This is a genomic window from Rhodococcus opacus (assembly GCF_012396235.1).
Lineage (GTDB): Bacteria > Actinomycetota > Actinomycetes > Mycobacteriales > Mycobacteriaceae > Rhodococcus_F > Rhodococcus_F opacus.
On record NZ_JAAXPA010000004.1, the window covers coordinates 300,671 to 322,902 of the forward strand.

26 protein-coding genes and 1 riboswitch are annotated in these 22,232 nt (G+C 67.8%); of the genes, 16 read left to right on the plus strand and 10 right to left on the minus strand.

What is annotated here, in order from left to right; translation table 11 throughout:
* The first annotated feature begins 153 nt into the window (after positions 1 to 153).
* Positions 154 to 789: a response regulator transcription factor gene (locus tag HGB39_RS07415; RefSeq protein WP_005254213.1), complete on the plus strand. Its 636-nt coding sequence runs from the start codon at positions 154 to 156 to the stop codon at positions 787 to 789.
* Between the two features lie 8 nt (positions 790 to 797).
* On the opposite strand, the gene HGB39_RS07420 is transcribed toward HGB39_RS07415, so the two are convergent.
* Positions 798 to 2,444: a sensor histidine kinase gene (locus tag HGB39_RS07420; RefSeq protein WP_005562394.1), complete on the minus strand. Its 1,647-nt coding sequence runs from the start codon at positions 2,442 to 2,444 to the stop codon at positions 798 to 800.
* A gap of 117 nt (positions 2,445 to 2,561) precedes the next feature.
* Here HGB39_RS07420 and HGB39_RS07425 point away from each other — a divergent pair, with 117 nt between their 5' ends.
* Positions 2,562 to 3,185 carry a hypothetical protein gene (locus HGB39_RS07425; RefSeq protein ID WP_005254211.1) on the plus strand — a complete coding sequence of 208 codons (624 nt, stop codon included), beginning with the start codon at positions 2,562 to 2,564 and terminating at the stop codon, positions 3,183 to 3,185.
* Positions 3,186 to 3,197: 12 nt separating this feature from the next.
* Here HGB39_RS07425 and HGB39_RS07430 read toward each other — a convergent pair whose 3' ends face one another.
* The 4 genes from HGB39_RS07430 to HGB39_RS07450 form a co-directional block, all read right to left on the minus strand.
* Positions 3,198 to 3,923, minus strand: coding sequence for a hypothetical protein (locus HGB39_RS07430; RefSeq protein ID WP_005254210.1), 726 nt, complete (start codon positions 3,921 to 3,923; stop codon positions 3,198 to 3,200).
* A gap of 87 nt (positions 3,924 to 4,010) precedes the next feature.
* Positions 4,011 to 4,337: a cupin domain-containing protein gene (locus HGB39_RS07435; RefSeq protein WP_005254209.1), complete on the minus strand. Its 327-nt coding sequence runs from the start codon at positions 4,335 to 4,337 to the stop codon at positions 4,011 to 4,013.
* Positions 4,338 to 4,689: 352 nt separating this feature from the next.
* Positions 4,690 to 5,196 carry a dihydrofolate reductase gene (locus HGB39_RS07445; RefSeq protein WP_005562395.1) on the minus strand — a complete coding sequence of 169 codons (507 nt, stop codon included), beginning with the start codon at positions 5,194 to 5,196 and terminating at the stop codon, positions 4,690 to 4,692.
* Positions 5,196 to 5,996: a thymidylate synthase gene (locus tag HGB39_RS07450; RefSeq protein WP_005562396.1), complete on the minus strand. Its 801-nt coding sequence runs from the start codon at positions 5,994 to 5,996 to the stop codon at positions 5,196 to 5,198. Before HGB39_RS07450 ends, HGB39_RS07445 begins: the two co-directional genes overlap by 1 nt.
* 85 nt (positions 5,997 to 6,081) lie before the next feature.
* On the opposite strand from HGB39_RS07450, the gene cobF reads away from it, so the two are divergent.
* The 5 genes from cobF (at position 6,082) to HGB39_RS07475 (ending at position 10,333) form a co-directional block, all read left to right on the plus strand.
* Positions 6,082 to 6,822 carry a precorrin-6A synthase (deacetylating) gene (gene cobF, locus HGB39_RS07455; RefSeq protein WP_005562397.1) on the plus strand — a complete coding sequence of 247 codons (741 nt, stop codon included), beginning with the start codon at positions 6,082 to 6,084 and terminating at the stop codon, positions 6,820 to 6,822.
* A gap of 55 nt (positions 6,823 to 6,877) precedes the next feature.
* Positions 6,878 to 7,744: an Fpg/Nei family DNA glycosylase gene (locus HGB39_RS07460; RefSeq protein ID WP_005562398.1), complete on the plus strand. Its 867-nt coding sequence runs from the start codon at positions 6,878 to 6,880 to the stop codon at positions 7,742 to 7,744.
* A 38-nt stretch (positions 7,745 to 7,782) separates the two neighbouring features.
* Positions 7,783 to 8,994 (plus strand): formate-dependent phosphoribosylglycinamide formyltransferase, encoded by a 1,212-nt coding sequence (gene purT / locus HGB39_RS07465; protein ID WP_043787706.1) that lies wholly within the window; start codon positions 7,783 to 7,785, stop codon positions 8,992 to 8,994.
* The gene (locus tag HGB39_RS07470) at positions 8,991 to 9,473 is read left to right on the plus strand and encodes a DUF456 domain-containing protein (protein ID WP_005562402.1); all 483 of its coding nucleotides are present in this window, start codon (positions 8,991 to 8,993) and stop codon (positions 9,471 to 9,473) included. Before purT ends, HGB39_RS07470 begins: the two co-directional genes overlap by 4 nt.
* 98 nt (positions 9,474 to 9,571) lie before the next feature.
* The gene (locus HGB39_RS07475) at positions 9,572 to 10,333 is read left to right on the plus strand and encodes a hypothetical protein (protein ID WP_005562404.1); all 762 of its coding nucleotides are present in this window, start codon (positions 9,572 to 9,574) and stop codon (positions 10,331 to 10,333) included.
* A gap of 29 nt (positions 10,334 to 10,362) precedes the next feature.
* Here HGB39_RS07475 and HGB39_RS07480 read toward each other — a convergent pair whose 3' ends face one another.
* A complete protein-coding gene (locus HGB39_RS07480) occupies positions 10,363 to 11,118 on the minus strand; it encodes an amidohydrolase family protein (protein ID WP_005562405.1) in 756 nt (251 codons plus the stop codon).
* A gap of 105 nt (positions 11,119 to 11,223) precedes the next feature.
* On the opposite strand from HGB39_RS07480, the gene HGB39_RS07485 reads away from it, so the two are divergent.
* Positions 11,224 to 11,793: a TetR/AcrR family transcriptional regulator gene (locus HGB39_RS07485; RefSeq protein WP_005254199.1), complete on the plus strand. Its 570-nt coding sequence runs from the start codon at positions 11,224 to 11,226 to the stop codon at positions 11,791 to 11,793.
* 53 nt (positions 11,794 to 11,846) lie between these two features.
* Here HGB39_RS07485 and HGB39_RS07490 read toward each other — a convergent pair whose 3' ends face one another.
* Entirely contained in the window at positions 11,847 to 13,238 is a 1,392-nt protein-coding gene (locus HGB39_RS07490) for an FAD-dependent oxidoreductase (protein WP_005254198.1), read from the minus strand.
* Between the two features lie 213 nt (positions 13,239 to 13,451).
* Between HGB39_RS07490 and HGB39_RS07495 the strand changes: the two genes are divergently transcribed.
* Genes HGB39_RS07495 through HGB39_RS07505 form a run of 3 tightly spaced genes read left to right on the plus strand, consistent with a single transcriptional unit; the run spans position 13,452 to position 15,592 of the window.
* On the plus strand, positions 13,452 to 13,904 hold the full coding sequence (locus HGB39_RS07495) for an Rv0361 family membrane protein (RefSeq protein ID WP_005562408.1): 453 nt from the start codon (positions 13,452 to 13,454) through the stop codon (positions 13,902 to 13,904).
* 48 nt (positions 13,905 to 13,952) lie between these two features.
* Positions 13,953 to 14,372, plus strand: a complete 420-nt coding sequence (locus tag HGB39_RS07500) for a rhodanese-like domain-containing protein (RefSeq protein ID WP_005562410.1) — start codon at positions 13,953 to 13,955, stop codon at positions 14,370 to 14,372.
* Positions 14,369 to 15,592 (plus strand): O-succinylhomoserine sulfhydrylase, encoded by a 1,224-nt coding sequence (locus tag HGB39_RS07505; protein WP_005254195.1) that lies wholly within the window; start codon positions 14,369 to 14,371, stop codon positions 15,590 to 15,592. The genes HGB39_RS07500 and HGB39_RS07505 overlap by 4 nt, the downstream gene beginning before the upstream one ends.
* A 68-nt stretch (positions 15,593 to 15,660) precedes the next feature.
* Here the strand turns inward: HGB39_RS07505 and HGB39_RS07510 are convergent, their stop codons facing one another.
* On the minus strand, positions 15,661 to 15,981 hold the full coding sequence (locus HGB39_RS07510; RefSeq protein WP_005562412.1) for a type VII secretion target: 321 nt from the start codon (positions 15,979 to 15,981) through the stop codon (positions 15,661 to 15,663).
* A gap of 93 nt (positions 15,982 to 16,074) precedes the next feature.
* On the opposite strand from HGB39_RS07510, the gene HGB39_RS07515 reads away from it, so the two are divergent.
* Both HGB39_RS07515 and HGB39_RS07520 read left to right on the plus strand, forming a co-directional pair.
* Positions 16,075 to 17,739, plus strand: a complete 1,665-nt coding sequence (locus HGB39_RS07515) for an alpha/beta hydrolase (RefSeq protein ID WP_005562413.1) — start codon at positions 16,075 to 16,077, stop codon at positions 17,737 to 17,739.
* A complete protein-coding gene (locus HGB39_RS07520; RefSeq protein WP_005254192.1) occupies positions 17,736 to 18,275 on the plus strand; it encodes an LppA family lipoprotein in 540 nt (179 codons plus the stop codon). Before HGB39_RS07515 ends, HGB39_RS07520 begins: the two co-directional genes overlap by 4 nt.
* A 21-nt stretch (positions 18,276 to 18,296) precedes the next feature.
* Here HGB39_RS07520 and HGB39_RS07525 read toward each other — a convergent pair whose 3' ends face one another.
* Positions 18,297 to 19,088 carry an HAD-IIA family hydrolase gene (locus HGB39_RS07525; RefSeq protein ID WP_005562415.1) on the minus strand — a complete coding sequence of 264 codons (792 nt, stop codon included), beginning with the start codon at positions 19,086 to 19,088 and terminating at the stop codon, positions 18,297 to 18,299.
* Between the two features lie 76 nt (positions 19,089 to 19,164).
* Entirely contained in the window at positions 19,165 to 19,932 is a 768-nt protein-coding gene (locus HGB39_RS07530; protein WP_005562418.1) for a sulfite exporter TauE/SafE family protein, read from the minus strand.
* A 212-nt stretch (positions 19,933 to 20,144) separates the two neighbouring features.
* Positions 20,145 to 20,241: riboswitch (SAM riboswitch) on the plus strand.
* Positions 20,242 to 20,248: 7 nt separating this feature from the next.
* On the opposite strand from HGB39_RS07530, the gene HGB39_RS40155 reads away from it, so the two are divergent.
* The 3 genes from HGB39_RS40155 (at position 20,249) to HGB39_RS07540 (ending at position 22,227) form a co-directional block, all read left to right on the plus strand.
* Positions 20,249 to 20,323 (plus strand): putative leader peptide, encoded by a 75-nt coding sequence (locus HGB39_RS40155; protein WP_368681154.1) that lies wholly within the window; start codon positions 20,249 to 20,251, stop codon positions 20,321 to 20,323.
* A gap of 144 nt (positions 20,324 to 20,467) precedes the next feature.
* Complete coding sequence (locus HGB39_RS07535) at positions 20,468 to 21,448, plus strand: amino acid ABC transporter permease (RefSeq protein ID WP_043787695.1); 981 nt, start codon at positions 20,468 to 20,470, stop codon at positions 21,446 to 21,448.
* Complete coding sequence (locus HGB39_RS07540) at positions 21,445 to 22,227, plus strand: amino acid ABC transporter ATP-binding protein (RefSeq protein ID WP_005562423.1); 783 nt, start codon at positions 21,445 to 21,447, stop codon at positions 22,225 to 22,227. Before HGB39_RS07535 ends, HGB39_RS07540 begins: the two co-directional genes overlap by 4 nt.
* Positions 22,228 to 22,232: the final 5 nt, after the last annotated feature.

Genomic DNA, 22,232 nt, shown 5'->3' on the forward strand with positions numbered 1-22,232 from the left:
GTCCGGGTGTTCCCCCGCATCCTCAGCTTTCCGCGCACCGCGGCGCCTGCGCTTGGGTCGAAGGTCCCCAATGCGTGGGGGAGAGGTCCCGGAGGGGTGGGCTCCGGTCGCCGGCGCGGTACGGTTCGAGGAGAAGACGGTGGAGGTGCAGACATGACCACGCGGGTGTTCCTGGTCGACGACCACGAGATCGTGCGACGAGGCCTGGTCGATCTACTCGGCAGCGTGCCCGACCTCGAGGTGGTCGGGGAGGCCGCGTCCGTCGGCGAGGCGATGGCGCGCATCCCGGGTTGCGGCGCCGACGTCGCCGTGCTCGACGTCCGGTTGCCCGACGGCAACGGTGTCGAACTGTGCCGGGACCTCCGCGCGGCTCTGCCCGAACTGCGGTGCCTGATGCTCACGTCGTACTCGGACGACGAGGCGCTGTTCGACGCCATCATGGCCGGAGCGTCCGGATTCGTCCTCAAACAGATCCTTGGCACCGACCTGGTCGCCGCCGTGCGAACGGTGGGGGAGGGCGGTTCGCTGCTCGACAGCAGGGCGACGTCGGCGCTGATGAACCGGATCAGGTCCGCGCGCCGGGAAGACCCCCTGGCGGAACTGTCCGAGCAGGAACGCGCCGTGTTCGAGTTGATCGGCGAGGGGCTCACCAACCGGGAGATCGCGGAGCGGCTCTTCCTCGCCGAGAAGACGATCAAGAACTACGTGTCGCGGCTGTTGTCCAAACTTGGGATGCAACGACGCACGCAGGCGGCCGTGCTGGCCACCGAACTACGCAACCAGCGCTGAATTCTTCATCACGTCAACGGAACACGCCAGGTGACGACGGTTCCGCCGCACTCGGCGTCGACGGTGCAGGCGCCGCCGCAGTGCTCGGCGCGCCGATCGAGGTTGTCCAGTCCGCTGCGCCGGGCGCCGTCGGCGATCCCGATGCCGTCGTCCGCGACCGTAACGGTGAGGTCGTCCCCGGCGGCCACCGAGATGTCGATGGTGGTGGCCCGCGCGTGCCGCAGCGCATTACTCAGGGCTTCCCGCAGCACCGCCTCCGCGTGCTGGTGGATGCGGCTGGGCACGAGAGTGTCGATGGCGCCGGAGAACTGTACGTTCGGCGCGATCGGTGACTGGGAGGTGAGGTCGCCGATCACGTCGAGGAGGCGACGGCGCAGACTCGTCGCGGATGCGATGCCGGTGGCCTGCAGATCGAAGATGGTGGTGCGGATCTCGCGCACCGTGCGATCGAGTTGTTCGACCGCGGTGGCCACGATGGAGCGCACGCCGTCCGGGACGTCTCCGACCGCGTGCGTGCTCTGCAGGCTCATGCCGGTGGCGAACAATCGCTGAATGACGTTGTCGTGCAGGTCACGCGCGATCCGGTCACGGTCGGCGAGCACCGACAGCAGCCGTTGTTTGCTCTGCTGATCGGAGAATTCCACCGCGACGGCAGCCAGGTCGGCCACCGATTCGAGCCGGGCGACCTCGTCCGGATCCCACGCAGTGTTGCCGCGCGCCGTGACCACCAGGACCCCGCCGACCCCCGACGCCGTCGACAACGGCAGCACCGCGGCCCGGCCCGCCTCGGCGGAGAACGGTGCCAGACCGTCGAGCCCCGTCAGCAGTGCGGGAGTGCGGGAACGCAGCACTTCGGCGAACGGCTCGGCCTGGGTGGCGATGCGGAAGCTGTCGCGCAGCGGCCGCACCGTGCTGTCCGCCCCGACCACTGCGCCCTCGCCGAGCGTGACGACGATGTAGACCTCGTCGCCGCTGGACAGTTCGCGTACCTCGGCGGCGAGTGTGTGGAGTGTTTCGTCGAGTGATCCGCCGACCATCAGCCGGGACGTGATCGCCGCGACGGCCGTCAACCACCGCTCCCGCGTCCGCGATTCCTCGAACAGCCGCGAATTCTCGACCGCCACTCCTGCCGAGGTCGCGAGCGCGCGCAGGATCACCTCGTCCTCGTCGGTGAACTCGGGACCGCTCAGTTTCTCGGTGAGATAGATGCTTCCGAAAACCTTGCCCCGCATCATGATCGGCATACCCAGAAAGCTCTTCATCGGTGGATGATTGGGCGGGAAGCCGATCGACCCCGGATGATCGGCCAGGTTGGCGAGTCGCACCGGGCGGGGGTCGTGGATCAGCAGTCCCAGCAGCCCACGGCCTTCGGGCAGGTGACCCATGTGCGCACGCCCTTCCGGCGTGATGCCCTCGTAGACGAACTCCGACAGGCCCCCGTCGGGGGCGTGGACACCGAGCGCGCCGTACCGGGCGTCGAGCAGGGAGGTGGCCGACGTGACGATGCGCTGCAGGGTGGAATCCAGCTCGAGTCCCGAACCGACCACGAGGACCGCCTCGAACAGGCGCTGCAGACTTCGGCGGGTGGGGACCACGGCGGCGAGCCCCTCCCGGAACTCACTGATCCTCGCCTCGTGCCCACCGTCCGGTCCCATGTCTGCAGCATAGGTCCGGAGGCGGCGTAACGCCGCGAACCGCGGCGTCGATAAGGGCGCGAGTGTTTACTCATTCGAACTAATGCTTACCCACTGACGTGACGAGGGAGAAGAAGAATGAATCGACGGCACTTCGGACGACGGGTCGCGGCAGGTCTGACCGCTGCAGTGGCAGCGACGATGATGTTCACCGGCGTCGTGTCGGCGCAGCCCGCAGATTCCGCTCCCGTCGTCGACCCGGCCACCGCGATCGCGAAGCTGCGCACCGTCGCCGCCGGTAACCCCGAGGCCGAGGCCGCCATCGAGCGACTCGCCGCGTCGCCGACCGACACCGCGGCGACGAACATCGCCCTTCCGGGCCAGATCTTCCAGATCCCCGCGTACTCCGACACCGGGCAGGGCGGTCCGGTCCTCGGACAGCTGTACGGAGCGGGCGTGGCGACCAACATGAGCAACCAGTTCCGCTTCGGATTCTTCGGCGGACCGGGCGTCATCGCGAACGACCAGACCGGCGCCGAACTCGACGTCGTCTACTACAGCTTCGCCACCGGTGCCAGCGGCATCGTGAAGCTGGACCAGAACAACGTCGCGGTTCCCACGGTCGTCTCCTCGCCGCCGGTGGCCGGGCTCGGCAGCGGTCTGGTCGTGGCGGCCGTGTACGGCTCGCTGAACCACCAGGTGGGACCGAACGTCGTCAAGAGCACGATCTGGTGGCCCACGCTGGGCACCGTGCTCGCCTGACCGTTCGAGAACTCAGGTGGCAGGTTCGGCCCCCGGCCGGGCCTGCCACCACTCTCTCCAGCGCTCGTCGAGTTCGGCCCACTCCTCGTCGTCCAGGTCGTAGGCCGCCAGCAGGATCTGCGCACCGCCGTGGGGACGTGCCGCGTTGACGGGCTGCTCGCCGAACTGCAACAGTCCCGGGCCGAGGTCGTCGACACTCACCGCGGTCTGGTGTTCGCCCACGAAACACACCACCCCGTGCAGCAGATCGCCCGTCTCGGCGACCACGGTGAAATGATCGCCGACCGTCATGCCCTCGAGCTTGTCGAGGCCGAGCAGGTGCCGCGCCGAATCACCCTCCGCGACCGGGCCTTCGAGGAACAGCGTGCGACGCTCGTCGAGTCCGTGCCGCTCGATGCCGAATTTGAGGAACTGCAGGAACGTGGTCCAGCCCTCGGTGACGTCGTCGTACCAGTCGTCCGCGGCGGGGTCGCCGCTGCGGGCCGGGCGGGTGATTCGCACCAGTGTGGTGCCCTCGTGCTCGTGGAGGCTGAACGTGTCGGCGCCGTTCAGGGCGAGGGTGCAGGCGGCGGCGTCCTCGGTCACGTCGTCGAAGTAGATTTCCCTGATCTCGTCGGCCAGGCCGGCGTAGTCCCAGCCGTGCCAGCGTCGGATCAACTCCGGGTCGCGCAGGGCCTGCCACACCACCGAGGGCGCCGCGGCGACGGCCACCTCGATCACCGGCTGGGATTCGGTCATGCGTTCTCCTGCGTCTCCACTGCTGTGCGTGCCGGTACCGACGATACCGGCGAGCGGTGGTGGCCCGCGGTGTCCGCGAACCGGCCGTCACATGGCGACGGTGAGCAGGAACGCGACGTCCTCGATCGCCTCGACGCTGTGCCGATCGGTCGGAAGGACCAGCAGATCGCCGGTGGAACCCTTCCACGAGTCCTCGCCGGACACGAGGTTCAGTTTGCCGCTGAGAATGAACAGGGTGGCCTCGCCCGGGCTCTCGTGCTCGGCCATCTTCTGACCCGCGGCCAAGGCGATGACGGTCTGTCGGAGGCTGCGCCGATGTCCGCCGTACACGGTCTGCGAACTGCGGCCGCTGGACGTCCCGCCTGCCAACTTCAGTTGCTGACGGGCAAGGGCGGTCAGTGACTTCTTGTCCATGAGGTGAGTATGAACCACTGCGCGCACCGTCACCCGTCGAATGGGGTAACGGTGCGGCGGCAAAGGGGGCGTCGGTCAGCGCCGGGTGAGGGCCCAGCCCTGCGCCGCGGCGAACGCGCCGACCACCACGGCCTGCAGCAGCACCCCAGACGACGTTCGCGAGGACGACGGCGTCCACCGCGGCCGGCGCGGGACGGTCCGGCACGCTCACCGCCCACACCCCGGCGGTGAAGACGAGCAGAAAGACGCCGATGGCACGAAGGAAGCCGGCTGTCGGGCCGAGGACGTCGTCGAGCACGGTGGCGGCGGCGAGGTAGGCGACGCCGTTGGCGCCGAAGCCGAATGCTCTCAATTACCTCGCAGGTAATGCCCGGGTGTAGGTGATCCACCGGTACCGGGTGCCGTTCTTCGCCGACGTGAGCCACTCACCGGTGTCCTGCGCGTGCCAGGAGTCGTCGATCGGGGGTGCCCAGGCGTCGCCGCCGATCGTGACGTCGATCTCGGAGACCAGTAGCTGCGTGGCGAACGGCATTGCCGCCGTGTAGATCTGCGCGCCGCCGATGACGCAGACGTCCTCGTCGGTGAGCGCGAGTGCGGAGTCGAGCCCGTCGGCGGACTCGGCACCCTCCGCGGTCCAGTCGGGCTGACGGCTGATCACGATGTTGCGCCGCCCGGGCAGGGGCCGGAACCTCGGGGGCAGCGAGTCCCACGTCCTGCGGCCCATGATCACCGGGTGCCCCTGCGTCACCTTCTTGAAGTACGCCATGTCCTCGGGGACGTGCCACGGGATCGTGTTGTCGCGACCGATGACGCCGCCGACGCCCTGTGCCCAGACCAGCTTGACCTGCCGCGCCGCCACTAGACGGCCACCGGCGCCTTGATGGCGGGGTGGTGCCGGTAGTCGACGATCTCCACGTCCTCGAAGGTGTAGTCGAAGATCGAATCCCGCTTGTGCAGTTTCAGCGTGGGATACGGCAACGGCTCCCGGCTCAACTGCTCGGTGACCTGGTCGACGTGATTGTCGTAGATGTGGCAGTCGCCGCCCGTCCAGATGAAGTCGCCCGCTTCGAGCCCGGCCTGCTGCGCCACCATGTGGGTGAGGAGCGCGTAACTCGCGATGTTGAACGGCACGCCCAGGAACAGGTCGGCGCTGCGCTGGTACAGCTGGCACGACAGCTTGCCGTCCGCGACGTAGAACTGGAAGAACGCGTGGCACGGCGCCAGCGCCATCTGCGGGATGTCGCCGACGTTCCACGCCGACACGATGATGCGACGCGAGTCGGGGTTCGACTTCAGCGTCTCGATGGTCTGGGTGATCTGGTCGATGTGCTCGCCCGACGGGGTCGGCCAGCTGCGCCACTGCACGCCGTACACCGGGCCCAGTTCACCGTCCGCGTCCGCCCACTCGTCCCAGATCGTGACGCCGTTGTCCTGGAGCCACTTCACGTTGGAATCGCCGCGCAGGAACCACAACAGTTCGTACACGATCGACTTGAGGTGCACCTTCTTCGTGGTGATCAGCGGAAACCCGTCCGCGAGGTTCCAGCGCATCTGATGACCGAAGACGCTCTTCGTGCCGGTCCCGGTGCGGTCTGCCTTCGGGGTGCCCGTGTCCATGACGAGTCGGAGCAGGTCTTCGTACGGGGTCGGCACAGTCACGGCGTCCAGTTTAGGCGCTTCGCGCCCGTGCGCCTTTTCGGTAGCTGGAACAACCGGAAAGGCGCACGAGCGATAGCCTGCGCCCATGCGTGAACTCTTCGTGATCGGCATCGGCGCCGGCGACCCCGACCAGGTGACGGTCCAGGCGATCAAGGCGATGAACAAGGCCGATGTGTTCTTCGTCATCGGCAAGGGCGACGAGAAGCAGGACCTCGTCGATCTCCGCACTACGATCCTCGAGGAGCACGTCACCGGCCCGTACCGCGTCGTGGACATCGTCGATCCGCCCCGCGACCGCACGCCGTCCGACTACGAGGGCGTGGTCGACGACTGGCACGAGCGCCGGGCGGCACTGTTCGAGGCCGAGTTCGCGTCCGAGCCGGGGGTCGGGGCGATCCTCGTGTGGGGTGATCCGTCGCTCTACGACAGCACGCTGCGGATCGTCGAGCGGGTGCTCGCCCGCGGCAACGTGTCGTTCGACTACTCGGTGATCCCCGGCGTCACCAGTGTGCAGTCGCTGGCCGCGCAGCACCGGATCGTGCTCAACCGGATCGGCGAACCCGTGCACATCACGACCGGCAGGCGGCTGGCCGAGGGTCTGCCCGACGGTGTCGACAACGCCGTGGTCATGCTCGACGCTCACTGCACGTTCACCCAGGTCCCCGGCGACGACGTCCAGATCTGGTGGGGCGCCTACCTCGGCACACCCGACGAGGTGCTGATCTCCGGTCGCCTGCGCGACGTCGAGGACGAGATCCAGCGGGTGCGCGCCGAATTGCGCGAACGCAAGGGCTGGATCATGGACACCTATCTCCTCCGCAGGTGAGTGAGAAAGCGCGGAGGAGCACACTTCGGCGCTCACCTACCGTTAGCCTGGGACCATGCCCGAGCTGCCCGAGGTGGAGGCGTTAGCCGAGTTCCTGCGTGAACACGCCGTGGGAGCGGTCGTCGGCCGAGTGGACGTGGCGGCCCTGAGCGTGCTGAAGACGTTCGACCCCCCGATCACCGACCTGCAGGGCCGCGACGTGACGGGCGCGGCCCGGTTCGGCAAGCACCTCGCACTCGACTGCTCCGGGTTGTGGCTCGTCACCCACCTCTCGCGTGGGGGCTGGCTGCGCTGGACCGACAACCCGTCGGCGGCGCCGCCGAAACCGGGGAAGGGCCCGCTGGCGCTGCGGGTGCATTTCTTCACCCCGGAGGGCGCGACGCCGGCGTTCGACCTGACCGAGGCGGGCACCAAGAAGCGGCTCGCGGTGTGGGTGGTGCACGACCCTCAGGAGGTGGAGGGGGTTGCCCGGCTCGGACCCGACGCCCTCGCCGTCACCGAACCGGAGTTCGCGGCGCTGCTGTCCACCACGTCGGCGCGCATCAAGAATGCGCTCGTCGACCAGTCGCTGCTCGCCGGGGTCGGCAACGCGTACTCCGACGAAATCCTGCACACCGCAAAAATTTCCCCGTTCGCCACGTCCCGCACCCTGCCGGAGGACCAGGTGCACGTGCTGTACGACGCGATGCGGTCGGTGCTCAGCGACGCCGTCCAGAGGTCGCTCGGCCAGGACGCGGCGCGGCTGAAGGGGGAGAAGCGATCCGGGATGCGAGTGCACGCCCGGACCGGCCTCCCCTGTCCCGTCTGCGGCGACACCGTCCGGGAAGTGTCGTTCGCGGAGAAGTCTTTTCAGTACTGCGCGACGTGTCAGACCGGAGGCAAGGTGCTCGCCGACCGCCGGATGTCGCGGCTGCTGAAGTAGGCGTCGGCGCGAAACCGTGCCCGCATATAGTTGTGACCATGCGTGAACAGGCACCCGTACGGTTCGGTACACCTCTGACGGCAGGCGCGACGCGCGTGATGCTGCTCGGGTCGGGTGAGCTGGGCAAGGAAGTGATCATCGCCCTGCAGCGGCTGGGGGTCGAGGTGATCGCCGTCGACCGCTACGACAACGCGCCGGGCCACCAGGTGGCGCACCGCGCGCACACGATCGACATGAGCGACCCGGAGGCGCTGTTGCGTCTCGTCGAGGAGGAACGACCCCACTTCGTGGTCCCCGAGATCGAGGCGATCGCCACCGACGCCCTGGCCACGGTCGAGGAGCGCGGCACCGCGGTGGTCATCCCCACCGCACGGGCGACGCAGCTGACCATGAACCGCGAGGGGATCCGGCGCCTCGCGGCGGAGGAGCTGGGGCTGCCGACGTCGCCCTACGAGTTCGCCGAATCGCTCGAGGAGGTCCGGGCGGCCACCGAACGCATCGGCTTTCCCTGCGTGATCAAGCCGGTGATGTCGTCGTCCGGCAAGGGGCAGTCCACGGTGCGCGACGCCGGCGACGTCGAGACGGCCTGGGAGTACGCGCTCGCGGGCGGCCGCATCAATCACGGCCGCGTCATCGTGGAAGGGTTCGTCGACTTCGACTACGAGATCACCCAGCTCACCGTCCGGGCGATCGATGCCGACGGCGAGGTGGGCACCTTCTTCTGCGAGCCCATCGGGCACCTGCAGGACTCGGGCGATTACGTGGAGTCGTGGCAGCCGCAACCGATGAGCGACGCGGCACTCGCCCGGTCGCGGGAGGTGGCCGAGAAGGTGACCACGGCGCTGGGCGGCCGCGGGATCTTCGGTGTGGAACTGTTCGTGAAGGGTGACGACGTCTACTTCTCGGAGGTCAGTCCGCGACCGCACGACACGGGGTTGGTCACCCTTCGGACACAACGACTCTCGGAGTTCGAACTGCATGCCCGCGCAATCCTCGGCCTGCCCGTCGACACCACCCTCACGACACCCGGTGCGTCCGCGGTGATCTACGGCGGCATCGACGCCGCCGGTATCGGCTTCGAGGGCGTCGCCGACGCGATGGCGGTCCCCGAGACGGACCTGCGACTGTTCGGGAAGCCCGAGAGTTTCGTGCGCAGGCGAATGGGCGTCGCCGTGTCCACGGGACCGGACGTCGAGACCGCGCGCAGCCGTGCGCGGGAGGCGGCGTCCCGCGTCGAGCCCGTCGCGTGAATCCGGGCGCGGAACTCCTCGTCGGCCTGGCCGTCATCATCGGGCTCGTCGGAATCGTCATCCCGATCCTGCCCGGCACGATCCTCATCTTCGCCGCAATCCTGGTGTGGGCCATCATGACCGGCGGCGCGACGGCGTGGACGGTGTTCGCGGTCGCAACGGTGTTCCTCGTGATCAGCGGCGTCGTCAAATACACCTGGCCCGGTAAACGGATGCGCACGGCCGGGGTTCCCAATATGTCGCTGATCGTCGGCGGACTGGCCGGGATCGTGGGGTTCTTCGTCGTTCCCGTAGTGGGGTTGTTCCTCGGCTTCATCGCGGGAACGTATGTGGCCGAGCTCTACCGGTTGCGTTCGCACAACCGGGCGTGGGCGTCGACGTGGCACGCCTGCAAGGCCGTCGGACTGTCGATGCTGATCGAACTGCTCGGCGCCCTGATCGCCTCGGGTGTGTGGCTGGCTGCGGTCGTCGCGACGTAGGTCGTTCGAAATCGTCGCCGAGGGGTATCCAGAAGCGTCCTCCACCTGCGATGATGAAATGCGGATGTTGATCTTCCCGGCTAGCGGAGGAATACGCCGTGAACAAGAAGACGACCTGGATCCTGGCGCCCCTCGCTGCCGTGGCCCTCTCCCTGAGCGGCTGCGGCGACGACTCGTCCGACTCGGCGGCGCCGAGCACGACCAGCGCAGCCGCTTCGAGCAGCGGCGAAGCGGCGCCCGCGTCGAACATGATGGAGAAGGTTCCGTCACCGTTCGTGATGACCCCACAGATGGAGCCGACCTACGTCGGTTCGGTCGACGGATCCGACGCGTACGTCGCGCTGGCCAGGTCCGGCGACGAGATGATCGCCTTCCTGTGCGACGGAGACCAGATGTGGAAATGGATGACCGGCACCATGGACGGCGACAAGGCGTCGCTGTCTTCGCCGGACGGAGCGACACTCACCGCGTCGATGAGTGACGGCACCGTGACGGGGCAGGTCAGCGCGCCGGGCATGCCAGACAAGGCGTTCGTGGCCCACCCGGCCGCTGCCGACGAGGGCATGTTCCGCGCAACCACCAACCACGACGGCGCCGATTACACACTCGGCTGGATCATGACCGCCGACGGCGTCCGGGGGCTCGAACGGCAGGCCAACGGATCGAGCACCGGTGCCATCGCCGTCGACCGGAACGACGACGACATGGACGATCGGCAGCGTGAGCGGCGACAGGAACGCCGGGAACAGCTGGACTGCGAGGAGATGAACAACTACAACATGTGGCTGGTGGCGCAGCCGCAGACGCCGCCGGTGGCCGAGATGGTGTCGATGAACAGCGCGCAGATGGAAGGCTGTTGACAAGGGTCCTGCGTGAAGGGTCCTGCGTGCTAACAGGGTCCTTCGGGTGTGTCGCAGCGGTACCAGGCGCGTGCGTTGCCGCCCATGACGGCGTCGAAGTCGTCACCCACCGCGTCCGCGACGATGTCGATGTCGCTGTCCTGGAACACTCTTCGGGAACGGCTGCCCGGTAGGTCGGTGCCGAACATCAGTGCCTCGGGGTTGACGGCGTGGATCTTGCGCAGCACGTCGCCGACGTTCTCGATGGTGGTTCGCCCGAACCCGGTGGCCTTCACCCGGACTCCGCGGTCGACGAGATCGAGTAGGTACGGCAGGCCCCGTGTCGACATCCCCAGGTGGTCGATGCACACGGCGGGGAGCTTGGCGAACACCGGCTCGAGCGACAGCAGCAGCGTGGCGTCCACGTAGAACTCGGCGTGCCAGCCGGCCAGCTCGTACGCGCGGAGGGCCTGCTTGGTGAGGAGTTTCACGTCGGTCGCGCTGCGCCGGAGGTTGAATCGGACGGCCCGGACCCCGGCGCGGTCGAGTTCGAGGATGCTCTCGTCGGTGGCGTCGGGCTCCATCTGGGTGACGCCCACCCAGCTGGGGCCGAGTTCCTCGAGCGCCGCCTTCAGGTAGTTCTGATCGGTCCCCTGGTACGAGGCCGTGACGACGGCGCCGCCGTCCACACCGAAGCCTGCCGTGCGCGCCCGGTAGTCGGCGATGGTGAACGGCTCCGGGAGGTAGCCGTGGTTCTCGACCACCGGGAACCGGGGGTCGATGATGTGAACGTGGGCGTCAAACACGACTTATATCCTGCCTTGTGCGGGGACACGCTTCGTGGCGGAGCCGTCCGCGAGCGCTGGTACAAGTGTCCTACACATACGTCTCAGGCTCATTAGGGTGAGGTCATGGGAAATCGCGAAGACCTGATCGACGGCGCCACGCGCAGCCTGTACGAAAAGGGATACTCGCGGACGACCGCCCGGGACATCGCGTCGGCCTCCGGGGTGAGCCTCGCAGCGATCGGCTATCACTTCGGCACCAAGGAGGCGCTGCTCCACGCCGCGCTGTACCGGGAGATGGAGCGCTGGGGGGACGACCTCGCGACGGCCGCCGGGAAGAAGATCGAACCCGGCATGAGTCCTACGGAACGGTTCGAAGCCATCTGGGCCGGTGTCATCGAGTCGTTCACCGCCCATCGTCGGTTGTGGATGCTGCAGTTCGAACTGCTCGGGCACCTGGACTCCCTGCCGGAATTGAGAAAGAACCTGGTGGCGTCGACCGCCGATGCCCGCGAAGGGCTGGTCGAACTGTTCGGTGACGCGGGCATCGAGCCGGGCCGGGCACACACACTGGGCGCTCTCTACCAGGCGCTGCTGCTCGGCGTCGCGGAGCAGTGGCTGGTGGATCCCGACCACGCGATGTCCGCCGAGGAACTGCTCACGGCGTTGCGGGCGCTGTCGTCACACCTGGCCTGAGACGACGGAAGGGAACCTCCCGCAGGAGGTTCCCTTCACACCGATTCGGAAGATCAGGCCTTGTCGGGCTCGCTGGCCTTGAGCATGTCCTCGCGCTCGACGACCTTGATCCGCTCACGGCCCTCGGGCTCGCCCAGGCTGCGCTCATGCGCATCGAGGCGGTACCAGCCCTGCCAGGTGGTGTACGGGACCTGCTTGCCCTCGAGGAACTCGATGATCGCGTCCTCGCCCGGGTTGGCGGGCTCGGCGAAACCGGCCCGGTCCTCGAGGAGGTTCGCGACGGTCTCGTTCGCGTCGCCCTTGGTGTGGCCGATCAGCCCGACGGGGCCGCGCTTGATCCAGCCGGTGACGTAGGTGGCGGGCATGAACCGGTCGTTGCCCTCGGCGGAGTCGTCGGCGATGACGCGTCCGGCCTCGTTCGGGACGGTGCCTGCCTGCTCGTCGAACGGGAGCTTCGCGATGTTCTGGGACAGGTAGCCCACCGCGCGGTACACGGCCTGCACGTCCCAGTCGTTGAACTTGCCGGTGCCCTTGACGTTGCCGGTGCCGTCGAGCTGAGTGCGCTCGGTGCGCAGACCGACGACCTTGCCGTCCTCGCCGAGCACCTCGGTGGGCGATTCGAAGAAGTGCAGGAACAGCTTGTGCGGACGGTTGCCCACGTCGCGGATGGCCCAGTCCTGCAGGGTGTTGGCGACCATGTCGACCTGCTTGGAATTGCGGCGCGCCTGCTCGGAGCCCTCGTCGTAGTCGATGTCCTCGGGATCGACGATGACCTCGATCGTCGGCGAGTGGTCGAGTTCACGCAGCTCGAGGGGGGTGAACTTGGCCTGCGCGGGCCCGCGGCGACCGAACACGTGGACCTCGACGGCCTTGTTGGCCTTGAGTCCCTCGTAGACGTTGGCGGGGATCTCCGTCGGCAGCAGTTCGTCGCCGGTCTTGGCGAGGACGCGGGCGATGTCGAGGGCGACGTTGCCGACACCGAGGACGGCGACCTTCTCGGCCTCGAGGGGCCAGGTGCGCGGGACGTCGGGGTGGCCGTCGTACCAGGAGACGAAGTCGGCGGCGCCGTAGCTGCCGTCGAGTTCGATGCCCGGGATGTTGAGGGCGCGGTCGGCGTTGGCGCCGGTGGAGAAGATCACCGCGTCGTAGAAGTTGTGCAGGTCTTCGAGGGTGATGTCGCTGCCGTAGTCGATGTTGCCCAGCAGGCGCACCGACGGCTTGTCGAGCACCTTGTGCAGGGCGGTGATGATGCCCTTGATGCGCGGGTGGTCGGGTGCGACGCCGTACCGGATCAGACCGAAGGGGGCAGGCATCCGCTCGAAGAGATCGATGCTGATCCCGCCGTCAGACGCGGCATCGGATTTCATGAGAGCGTCGGCTGCGTAGATACCGGCGGGGCCGGCACCCACGATCGCAACGCGCAACGGACGTGTCTGATCAGTCATCTGGAGCGAACTACCTTCTGATGGGCGGACAACGAAACCTCAGCTTAAATTAAGCCCAGCCTAATCGGGTGGCCGAGGTGCGGCGACAGGGCAGAGCCCATTCTCGGCACGCACGCCTGTAGAGGGTAGTCGCCTTCGCGTTGGGGGGTCACAAACACGATTTGTAGGGGCTGCTCTATACACTCGTGGCCACGCCGAGATCGAAGGGAAGTCATGTCCGGTTCGAGCGAATCGCCCCAGCGCGACGCGGGAGGCACCGAAGATCCGGTGGATCCCCGGCGCACCACGGCGGTGCCGTTCATCGCCGCCGTCACCGTGATTGTCGTCATCCTCGTGGCCATCGTCGTGTCCAGCAGGCTCTCGCCCGCCGACGAGAACGTCACGGAAGCGGACCGCATCAACCGTTCGGTCGCCGACTTCATCCAGGCCCACAACCACGACGACGCCGATCTGCAGAAGACGCTGGTCTGCTCGTCGTGGTCCGACGACCGGTCGGTGCTCCGGGACCGGGAAGGCGAGGTCACGCTGCAGGGCGTCGAGTCGTCCGAGGTCAACGGGGATCGTGCCCGGGCGGAGGTCCGGGTCAGCGCCGACGACGGCAAGGGCGAGACGACGGATACCTGGCAATTGACGCGGGACGGCGAGACATGGGTCGTCTGCAACTGACCGTTGCCCGGAAGGGCATACCGAACAGGGTTGTGAAAAGCTGACATGGTGAGTTACGCAGGCGACATAACGCCGGAGCATGCCTGGGAGCTGCTCCGCGAGAATCCCGACGCTGTGCTCGTGGATGTGCGGACGGACGCCGAGTGGAAGTACGTCGGAGTCCCCGACACCACCTCGCTCGGGCGGAAGACCGTGCTGATCGAATGGGTCAGCTACCCGACGGGCACTCGTAACGACAACTTCGTGGACCAGCTGAAGGAGGCCGGGATCGCGGGTGGGGAGAACGCCCCGGTGATCTTCCTGTGTCGCTCCGGCCAGCGGTCCATCGGTGCGGCGGAAGCCGCGACAGCGGCGGGCATCGGCCCGTCGTACAACGTGCTCGACGGTTTCGAAGGCGGCTTGGACGCCGAAGGTCACCGTGGGGCGGTCGGCTGGCGGGCTCTGGGCCTGCCGTGGAGGCAGTGGTGAGTGCAATTCCTCGAGGCGGCGCGTTTGACAAGGCGCTGCCGGACGACATCGGCCAGGGCACGATCAGCGTGCGCGGAGGAACACTCCGTTCCGGGTTCGAAGAGACGTCCGAAGCGATCTTCCTGAACTCCGGTTTCGTGTTCGAGAGCGCGGGAGCGGCCGAGGCGTCGTTCACCGGCGAGATCGACCACTTCGTCTACTCCCGGTACGGCAACCCGACCGTGAAGATGTTCGAGGAGCGACTGCGCCTGATCGAGGGCGCAGAGGCGTGCTTCGGCACGGCCAGCGGCATGTCCGCGGTGTTCACCGCACTGGGCGCGCTGCTGAAGGCCGGCGACCGGCTGGTCGCGGCACGTAGCCTGTTCGGTTCCTGCTTCGTGGTGTGCAACGAGATCCTGCCCCGCTGGGGTGTGGAGACGGTGTTCGTCGACGGTGAAGACCTCGACCAGTGGGAGAAGGCTCTGTCCGAGCCGACCACCGCGGTGTTCTTCGAGACGCCGTCGAACCCGATGCAGACGCTCGTCGACGTGCCCCGGGTGGCGGAGCTCGCGCACGCCGCCGGCGCAAAGGTCGTGCTGGACAACGTGTTCGCGACGCCGCTGCTGCAGCACAGCCTGGAGTTGGGTGCCGACATCGTCGTCTACTCCGGCACCAAGCACATCGACGGCCAGGGCCGCGTGCTCGGCGGGGCGATCCTCGGGCCGAAGGACTACATCGAGGGTCCCGTCCAGAACCTCATGCGCCACACCGGGCCGGCGCTCAGCCCGTTCAACGCGTGGACGCTCCTCAAGGGGCTCGAGACGATGCCGATCCGGGTGCGCCACTCCGTGGGCTCCGCACTGGAGATCGCACAGTTCCTCGAGGACCACTCCGCGGTCGACTGGGTCAAGTACCCGTTCCTCGAATCGCACCCCCAGCACGAACTCGCCAGGCGGCAGATGAGCGGCGGCGGCACCGTCGTCACCTTCGCGCTGAACGCATCCGAGGGCGAAGCGAAGAAGCGGGCATTCGAACTCCTCGACGCCCTGCGGCTGGTCAACATCTCCAACAACCTCGGCGACTCCAAGTCGCTCATCACCCACCCGGCCACCACCACCCACCGGGCGATGGGCCCGGAAGGTCGTGCAGCCGTGGGCATCACCGACGGCGTCGTCCGGCTGTCCGTGGGACTCGAAGACACCGCCGACCTGCTGACGGACCTGGAGCAGGCGCTGGCATAGGCGGCTCCGCCGCCCGTGCGCCTTTCTGGTTGTTCCGGCAACCACATAGGCGCACGGGTGCGAAGCGCCTACAGGTCGAGGCTCGTGGCCGGCGCGACCGCGTCGAGGTGCCCGGCGGTGGCCCCGTCCTGAGCGTCGTATCGGCGCGCGCACTCGACGAGATTCGTCGACATCTCGGCCACAGTCCGCTGCAACAACTCCCGGCGATCGTCCAGGTAGGACGTGAACCGGCCGAACGCGGCTTCGGCCGCCTCCGGCCACGCCGCACCCGAGTCGGCGAGGGCCGCGTCGATGGTGTTCAGTTGAGAGGACGCGTCGTCGAACAGGACGTCGAGCTGACCGGCCGCCGCGCGTAGGGCCGCCGTGTCGACGTGGATGGAACCGCTCATTTTCGATCCTTCGTGTCGGTCGAGACGAGATCGGACTCCCGCGGACGCGATCGATCCGTTAGGGTACGGGCATTATGCATCCTGGGGGGGATCGTGAATCTGAGGGACATAGTCCAGTGGGACACCCGCGCGCTGCAGGCCGTGCAACGGTCGCTGTCGGTGCGGGCGGCGACGATCCGTGTCGTGCAGGACGGTCTCGCGGACATCGGCCGGTTGCCGGCGTGGCAGGACGACGCCGCGGACGCCGCACGTCGGCGGTTCCGGATCGTCGCGGATGATCTGAGCGGTGAGGCGACGGCGATCGCCGTCGTCGAGAGGCTGGCCCGCGACCTGGTCGACGCGGTCACGCACCTGAAAGCCGAGGTCGGCGGCCTCCGGGAAGCGGCTGCCGCCCACGGGATGGTCCTGTCGGACAACGGGGACATCATCGATGCGCCCGGACCACCGGTCGACGCTGCGGCAACACGGCGGGACGAACTTCGTGCCGCCGCCCGGGCGTTGATCCTGCAGGCGGAGGACCTCGTCGCCGACGCGGCCGCTGTCCTGGCGCGGGCCGCGGACGGCGCGGCCGAACCCGGTGAGACGGATCGCGCGGGCACCGGACTGTCCGCCCCTGCGCCGCCGCCGGACGGCTCCCCGCTCGACAACCGCGAGTACTGGGAGGCGCTGCCGGCAGCCCAGCGCCGCGAGGTGATCGAGCAGCATCCCGAGTGGGTGGGCAGTCGCGACGGCATCCCGTCCGCGGTGCGGCACGAGGCGAACGTGAGCCGGTTCGACGACGAGCGGTCGCGATGGGAGGCGGAACGGGTCCGGCTCCGGGACAGGCTGGACTGCAACATGTTCGGTGGAGCTTTCACCGAAGACGACGCCGGGCTGTGGTACGCCGAGCAGAAGTTGCGGGACCTCGACGACCTCGAGAAACTCGTGCGCGATCACCCGGACGGCAGGCTGATGCTGCTGGACCTGCAGTCGGGTGCACGGACGATGGCCGCGTTCGCGCTCGGCGACCCCGACACCGCCGACCACATCGCCGTCACCACACCGGGCATCGACACGACCGCCGCCTCGCTGCGCGGGATGACCGACGAGGCGTCGGCGCTGAAGGCCGAGACCGAACGGCAGTTGGACCTGGCCGGCCGCACCGGCGACACGGTGTCGACGATCGCGTGGCTGGGGTATCAGCCGCCGACCACCACCGGTCCGGGCAATTACGACGTGCCGTTCATCGACCAGAATCTCGGGCGTGGATGGCTCCTCGATTCCTGGCAGTCCGACCGCGCGACCGCGGGTGCCCCGAAGCTCGCCTCGTTCTACGAGGGACTCGACGTCGCCTCGCAGACGCCCGATCCGCACATCACCGCGCTCGGCCATTCGTATGGTTCGTACACCCAGGGCCTGGCCCTGCAGGACGCGGGACCGCGGCAACCGGTCGACGACGCCGTGTTCTACGGTTCGCCCGGGTTCGACGCGAACGACGAATCGGATCTCGGGTTGGCGCCCCGGCACGGGTTCGTGATGCGCGCGCCCGACGACCCCATCACCGTGGCAGACGGGTTCGGCAGGCTCGGCCCCGATCCGGTGCAGACGGACCTCGAACAACTGTCGGTGCTCGAGGCGTCGACCCCGGACGGCGTGCGGCGCGAAGATGCCAGCGGGCACAGCGCGTATCCGCGGCCGAGTGGCAACGGGGAGCTGCGGACGTCCGGCTACAACATGGCGGTGATCGTCGCGGGCATGCCGGAACTGGCTGTCCGGTGACGGTCCGCGGCGGGTGGGTGGTGAAGACGGTCGCCGTGATCGGCGCGGCGATCCTGACGAGCGGATGTGGTGGCGTGATGGACAACCCGTACAACTTCAGCGACGAGGAGGTTGCGGCGGCGGCAGCGAGCCTGAGCGACCGGCCGACACTCGCGGTCACCGAGCGGCAGGTCACCGATGCGCTGGTGCGGATCAGCGAGGCCGTCGCTGCGATTGCACCGGATGTCCGGTGGCGGTGGCATCGCGAACGCAGCCAGGGCGGCGGATGCCCGGGACCGTATGCGTACGCGGAGGGGCAATCCGTCACCACGCAGGTATTGCTGTCCGACACCCCGATCGGCGACGCGGACTGGCCCGCCGTGCTGGCCGCGGCCCGTGCGATCGCCACCGACGCCGGAATGGACCGGCTCGACGTGCACGCCGACCGACCCGGACGCCACGACGTGACGTTCGCCGGTGGAGACGGGAACCGGATCACGTTCGGGACGTACAGGGCAGCGACCATCAGGGGCGTCACCGGCTGCCGCCACCCGTGAGTACTTGTCAACGTCCCGCGGTTAAGAAGTACTCACGGGCGGCGGAGCCGCATCGCCGAACGGATCCGACGTGCGGCCGACCAGATCGGCGACCGATTTGAGCACCGCGGTGGGGCGGTAGGGGAACAGTTCCACCGAATCCCGCGTCGAAATTCCGGTGAGGACCAGGATGGTCTGCAGCCCGGCCTCGAGCCCGCAGACGATGTCGGTGTCCATGCGATCGCCGATCATCAGCGTGTTCGCGGAGTGCGCGCCGATGGCCCGCAGCGCCGAGCGCATCATCAGCGCATTCGGCTTGCCCACGTAGTACGGGTCGCGGCCGGTGGCCCTGCTGATCAGTGCTGCAACGGATCCCGTGGCCGGAAGGGAACCCTCCCGGGACGGGCCGGTGGGGTCGGGGTTGGTGGCGATGAAGCGAGCGCCCCTCTCCACCAGACGAATTGCGGTGGTGATCGCTTCGAAGGAGTAGGTGCGGGTCTCGCCGAGGACCACGTAGTCGGGATCGTTCTCGGTGAGAACGTACCCGATGTCGTGCAGTGCGGTGGTGAGCCCGGATTCGCCGACGACGTACGCGCTGCCGCCGGGGCGCTGGTTCGCCAGGAACGTCGCGGTGGCCAGGGCGGACGTCCAGATCGATTCCTCGGGAATGTCCAGGCCGGTGCGGAGCAGGCGGGCGCGGAGGTCACGCGGAGTCCTGATCGAATTGTTGGTCAGAACGATGAACGGGGTACCGGATTCCCGGAGTTCTGCCAGGAACAGGTCGGCCCCGGGGACCAGGTGCTCTTCGTGGACGAGAACGCCGTCCATGTCCATGAGATAGGTCCAGCCCGGGTGCTCTACGTCGTTGCTCACCGACTCAGTATGAGGGAGTGGGAGGGTGCATGCGCGACTATGCGAGCAGCCGGAACAGACCGATGAGGCCGACGACGACGATGGTTCCCCGCAACGCGGTGGGCGACAGCCTGCGGCCGTAGCGGGCCCCGAGGACGCCTCCTAGCAGCGAACCCACCGCGATGAGGCCGGCGGCCGCCCAGCTGATCCGCTCGAAGGCCACGAGCGTGTACGCGGTCGCGGCGACGACGTTGACGATCAGCGAGAGCAGGTTCTTCGCGCCGTTCATCCGTTGCAGGCTCTCCGGCAGGATCGCGCCCATCACACCCATCAGCAGGATGCCCTGCGCCGCGGTGAAGTATCCGCCGTACACGCCCACGGCGAACGTCCCGACGGTCAGCAGGGTGAGGCGCGCCGGGCTCAGGCCGGCCTCGTGGCTGCCGCGCTGCTTTGCCCAGGCCTGGATCTTCGGCTGCAGCACCACCAGGATCAGGGCGAGGATCAGCAGCACCGGGACGACGAGTTCGAACACGGTTTCGGGCAGGTGCAGCAGTAGCCACGAGCCGAGAATTGCACCGCACAGTGACGCCGGTATCTGCCACCGCAGTCGCGGTCCCTGCCCGGCCAGTTCCCTCCGGTAACCCCACGTGCCGGATACGCCACCGGCGACCAAGCCGATCGCGTTCGACATCGTGGCGGTCACCGGAGGGAACCCGAATGCCACCAGGGTGGGGAAGGTGATGAGCGTGCCGCTGCCGACGATGGCGTTGATCGCCCCCGCGCCCACGCCGGCTACCAGGATCGCGATGACTTCGAATGGTGTCACCGAGGCGACGTTACAAGGGCGTCGGAAGCCCCGGCAGCCGGGTCGTAGGACCGCGGAAATGCAGGGCTGCACGCACAATCCAACCGCATGATCCGCTGCCTGTCAGTACTTCTGCGCACGGTGATTCTGGCGTCCGTCCGACACCATTTCCCCTGTGTTGCAGGGAAATACCTCGTGTTGACGGGCTTCGGGAATGCGGCTAGTGTTCGCTTCAACCATCCAGAGCGACCGAGAGACCTGGCTCGTTGACGTCGCAGCAACCCTTCCGAATTCTTCGGGTGCGGGTGCTACCGCCGGGATCGATGGAAGGCAGCACATGAACTACCTTGCGCGCCCTGCGTGGCGCAGACGGCACATCGACCTGTGCCGGACCACCTCCTGCCACTGTTGACGAGGTCTCACAGCACGCTCACCGGGCATTTCGCCCGGTGAGCGCCTGACGCGCGCCCGCATCCCGCGGAAGACGCGCCGTCCTCCCGTCCCGTTCCAGGTGAAAGGCCGCCTCAGTGATGTCTGTCGTAAGTGGTGAGGGAGCGTGAGCGCCCCCGTTCGGGCGCGTTCGGCCGCGCCCCTCGACTCAGTGCCCTCCGGCGACGCGGACGCCGCGCTGGAAGTGGCGCGGAGGTGGCATCCGTGGCGGTGGATCGTCAGCGCCGCCGTGCTGGTACTGCTCGCCCAGTTCGTCCACGGCCTCGCCACCAACCCGGGATGGGACTGGGCGACGTTCGCCAAGTACTTCACCGCCGGCTCCGTGCTGCAGGCGCTGTGGATGACGGTGAAGCTGACGCTGTGGGGGACGGTCCTCGGATTCGCACTCGGCGTGGTGCTGGCGGTCAGCCGCTTGTCGCACAACCCGGTGCTGCAGGTGATTGCCTGGGTGTACATCTGGGCGTTCCGGTCGATTCCGCTGATTGTGCAGCTCCTGTTCTGGTTCAACATCACGTACCTGTATCAGAGTCTGTCGCTGGGCATTCCGTTCGGACCGGGGTTCTTCACGTTCGAGGTCAACGGCGTCATCAGCGGCTTCACTGCCGCCGTCATCGGGCTGGCCCTGCACCAGGCCGCGTACTCCGCCGAGATCATCCGTTCCGGCATCATCTCGGTGGACCACGGGCAGATCGAGGCGGCGCAGTCGCTGGGCATCCCGCGCCGACGCCAGTTCTTCAAGATCGTTCTGCCCCAGGCGATGCGCGGCATCCTGCCGAACGCCGCGAACGAGGTGATCAGCCTGTTCAAGGGCACCTCGATCGTGTCGACGATGGCGATCGCCGAACTGTTCTACCAGGTTCAGGTGATCTTCGGCCGCAACGGCCGCGTCGTACCGCTGCTGATGGTCGCGACGATCTGGTACATCATCCTGACCACGCTGTTGTCGATCGGTCAGTACTACGTCGAGCGGCACTACGCGCGCGGATCGGCTCGGGCACTGCCGCCGACTCCGTGGCAGAAGCTCACCCGGAAGTTCGCCGAGATCCGTGACGCCGGTGTCTCCGTACCGAGAGGTGCCACGAAATGACGGTCGAAGCCAATCCGGCGGAGTTCGCGGTGGAAGTTCGCGGAGTCCACAAGTCCTTCGGCGCACTCGACGTCCTGCAGGGTGTGGACCTGCTGGTCCGCAAGGGCGAGGTGACGGTGATCCTGGGGCCTTCGGGTTCCGGCAAGTCGACGCTGCTGCGCACACTCAACCACCTGGAGAAGGTCGACCGGGGCACCATCCGCATCGACGGCGACCTCATCGGCTACCGGCGCAAGGGCAACAAACTCCACGAACTGCGTGAACGCGAGATCCTGAAGCAGCGTTCCCGGATCGGATTCGTGTTCCAGAACTTCACTCTGTTCCCCCACCTCACGGTGCTGGAGAACGTGATCGAGGCGCCGGTGTCGGCGCAGGGCCGCGACCGCGCCGAGGTCGAGGCCGAGGCGATCGCGCTGCTGGAACGGGTCGGCGTGCGCGACAAGGCCCACGAGTACCCGCGACAACTGTCCGGCGGCCAGCAGCAGCGGGTCGCGATCGCCCGGGCCCTCGCACTGCGCCCGGCGGTGATCCTGTTCGACGAACCCACGTCGGCCCTCGACCCCGAACTGGTCGGTGAGGTCCTCGCCGTGATCAAACAACTGGCACGGGACGGCGCGACCCTCGTGATCGTCACCCACGAGGTGGGCTTCGCGCGGGAGGTCGCCGACACGGCGGTCTTCATGGACGCCGGCGTCGTCGTGGAACAGGGCCCGCCCTCGCAGGTCATCGACAACCCGCAGCACGCCCGCACCACAGCATTCCTCTCCCGAGTTCTCTGATTCTC

Bases quoted from the DNA above. Each gene is read 5' to 3' on its own strand.
- HGB39_RS07415 (WP_005254213.1), top strand. From the start codon at position 154: ATGACCACGCGGGTGTTCCTGGTCGACGACCACGAGATCGTGCGACGA.
- HGB39_RS07420 (WP_005562394.1), bottom strand. From the start codon at position 2,444: ATGGGACCGGACGGTGGGCACGAGGCGAGGATCAGTGAGTTCCGGGAG.
- HGB39_RS07425 (WP_005254211.1), top strand. From the start codon at position 2,562: ATGAATCGACGGCACTTCGGACGACGGGTCGCGGCAGGTCTGACCGCT.
- HGB39_RS07430 (WP_005254210.1), bottom strand. From the start codon at position 3,923: ATGACCGAATCCCAGCCGGTGATCGAGGTGGCCGTCGCCGCGGCGCCC.
- HGB39_RS07435 (WP_005254209.1), bottom strand. From the start codon at position 4,337: ATGGACAAGAAGTCACTGACCGCCCTTGCCCGTCAGCAACTGAAGTTG.
- cobF (WP_005562397.1), top strand. From the start codon at position 6,082: ATGCGTGAACTCTTCGTGATCGGCATCGGCGCCGGCGACCCCGACCAG.
- HGB39_RS07460 (WP_005562398.1), top strand. From the start codon at position 6,878: ATGCCCGAGCTGCCCGAGGTGGAGGCGTTAGCCGAGTTCCTGCGTGAA.
- purT (WP_043787706.1), top strand. From the start codon at position 7,783: ATGCGTGAACAGGCACCCGTACGGTTCGGTACACCTCTGACGGCAGGC.
- HGB39_RS07485 (WP_005254199.1), top strand. From the start codon at position 11,224: ATGGGAAATCGCGAAGACCTGATCGACGGCGCCACGCGCAGCCTGTAC.
- HGB39_RS07490 (WP_005254198.1), bottom strand. From the start codon at position 13,238: ATGACTGATCAGACACGTCCGTTGCGCGTTGCGATCGTGGGTGCCGGC.
- HGB39_RS07495 (WP_005562408.1), top strand. From the start codon at position 13,452: ATGTCCGGTTCGAGCGAATCGCCCCAGCGCGACGCGGGAGGCACCGAA.
- HGB39_RS07510 (WP_005562412.1), bottom strand. From the start codon at position 15,981: ATGAGCGGTTCCATCCACGTCGACACGGCGGCCCTACGCGCGGCGGCC.
- HGB39_RS07525 (WP_005562415.1), bottom strand. From the start codon at position 19,088: ATGGACATGGACGGCGTTCTCGTCCACGAAGAGCACCTGGTCCCCGGG.
- HGB39_RS07540 (WP_005562423.1), top strand. From the start codon at position 21,445: ATGACGGTCGAAGCCAATCCGGCGGAGTTCGCGGTGGAAGTTCGCGGA.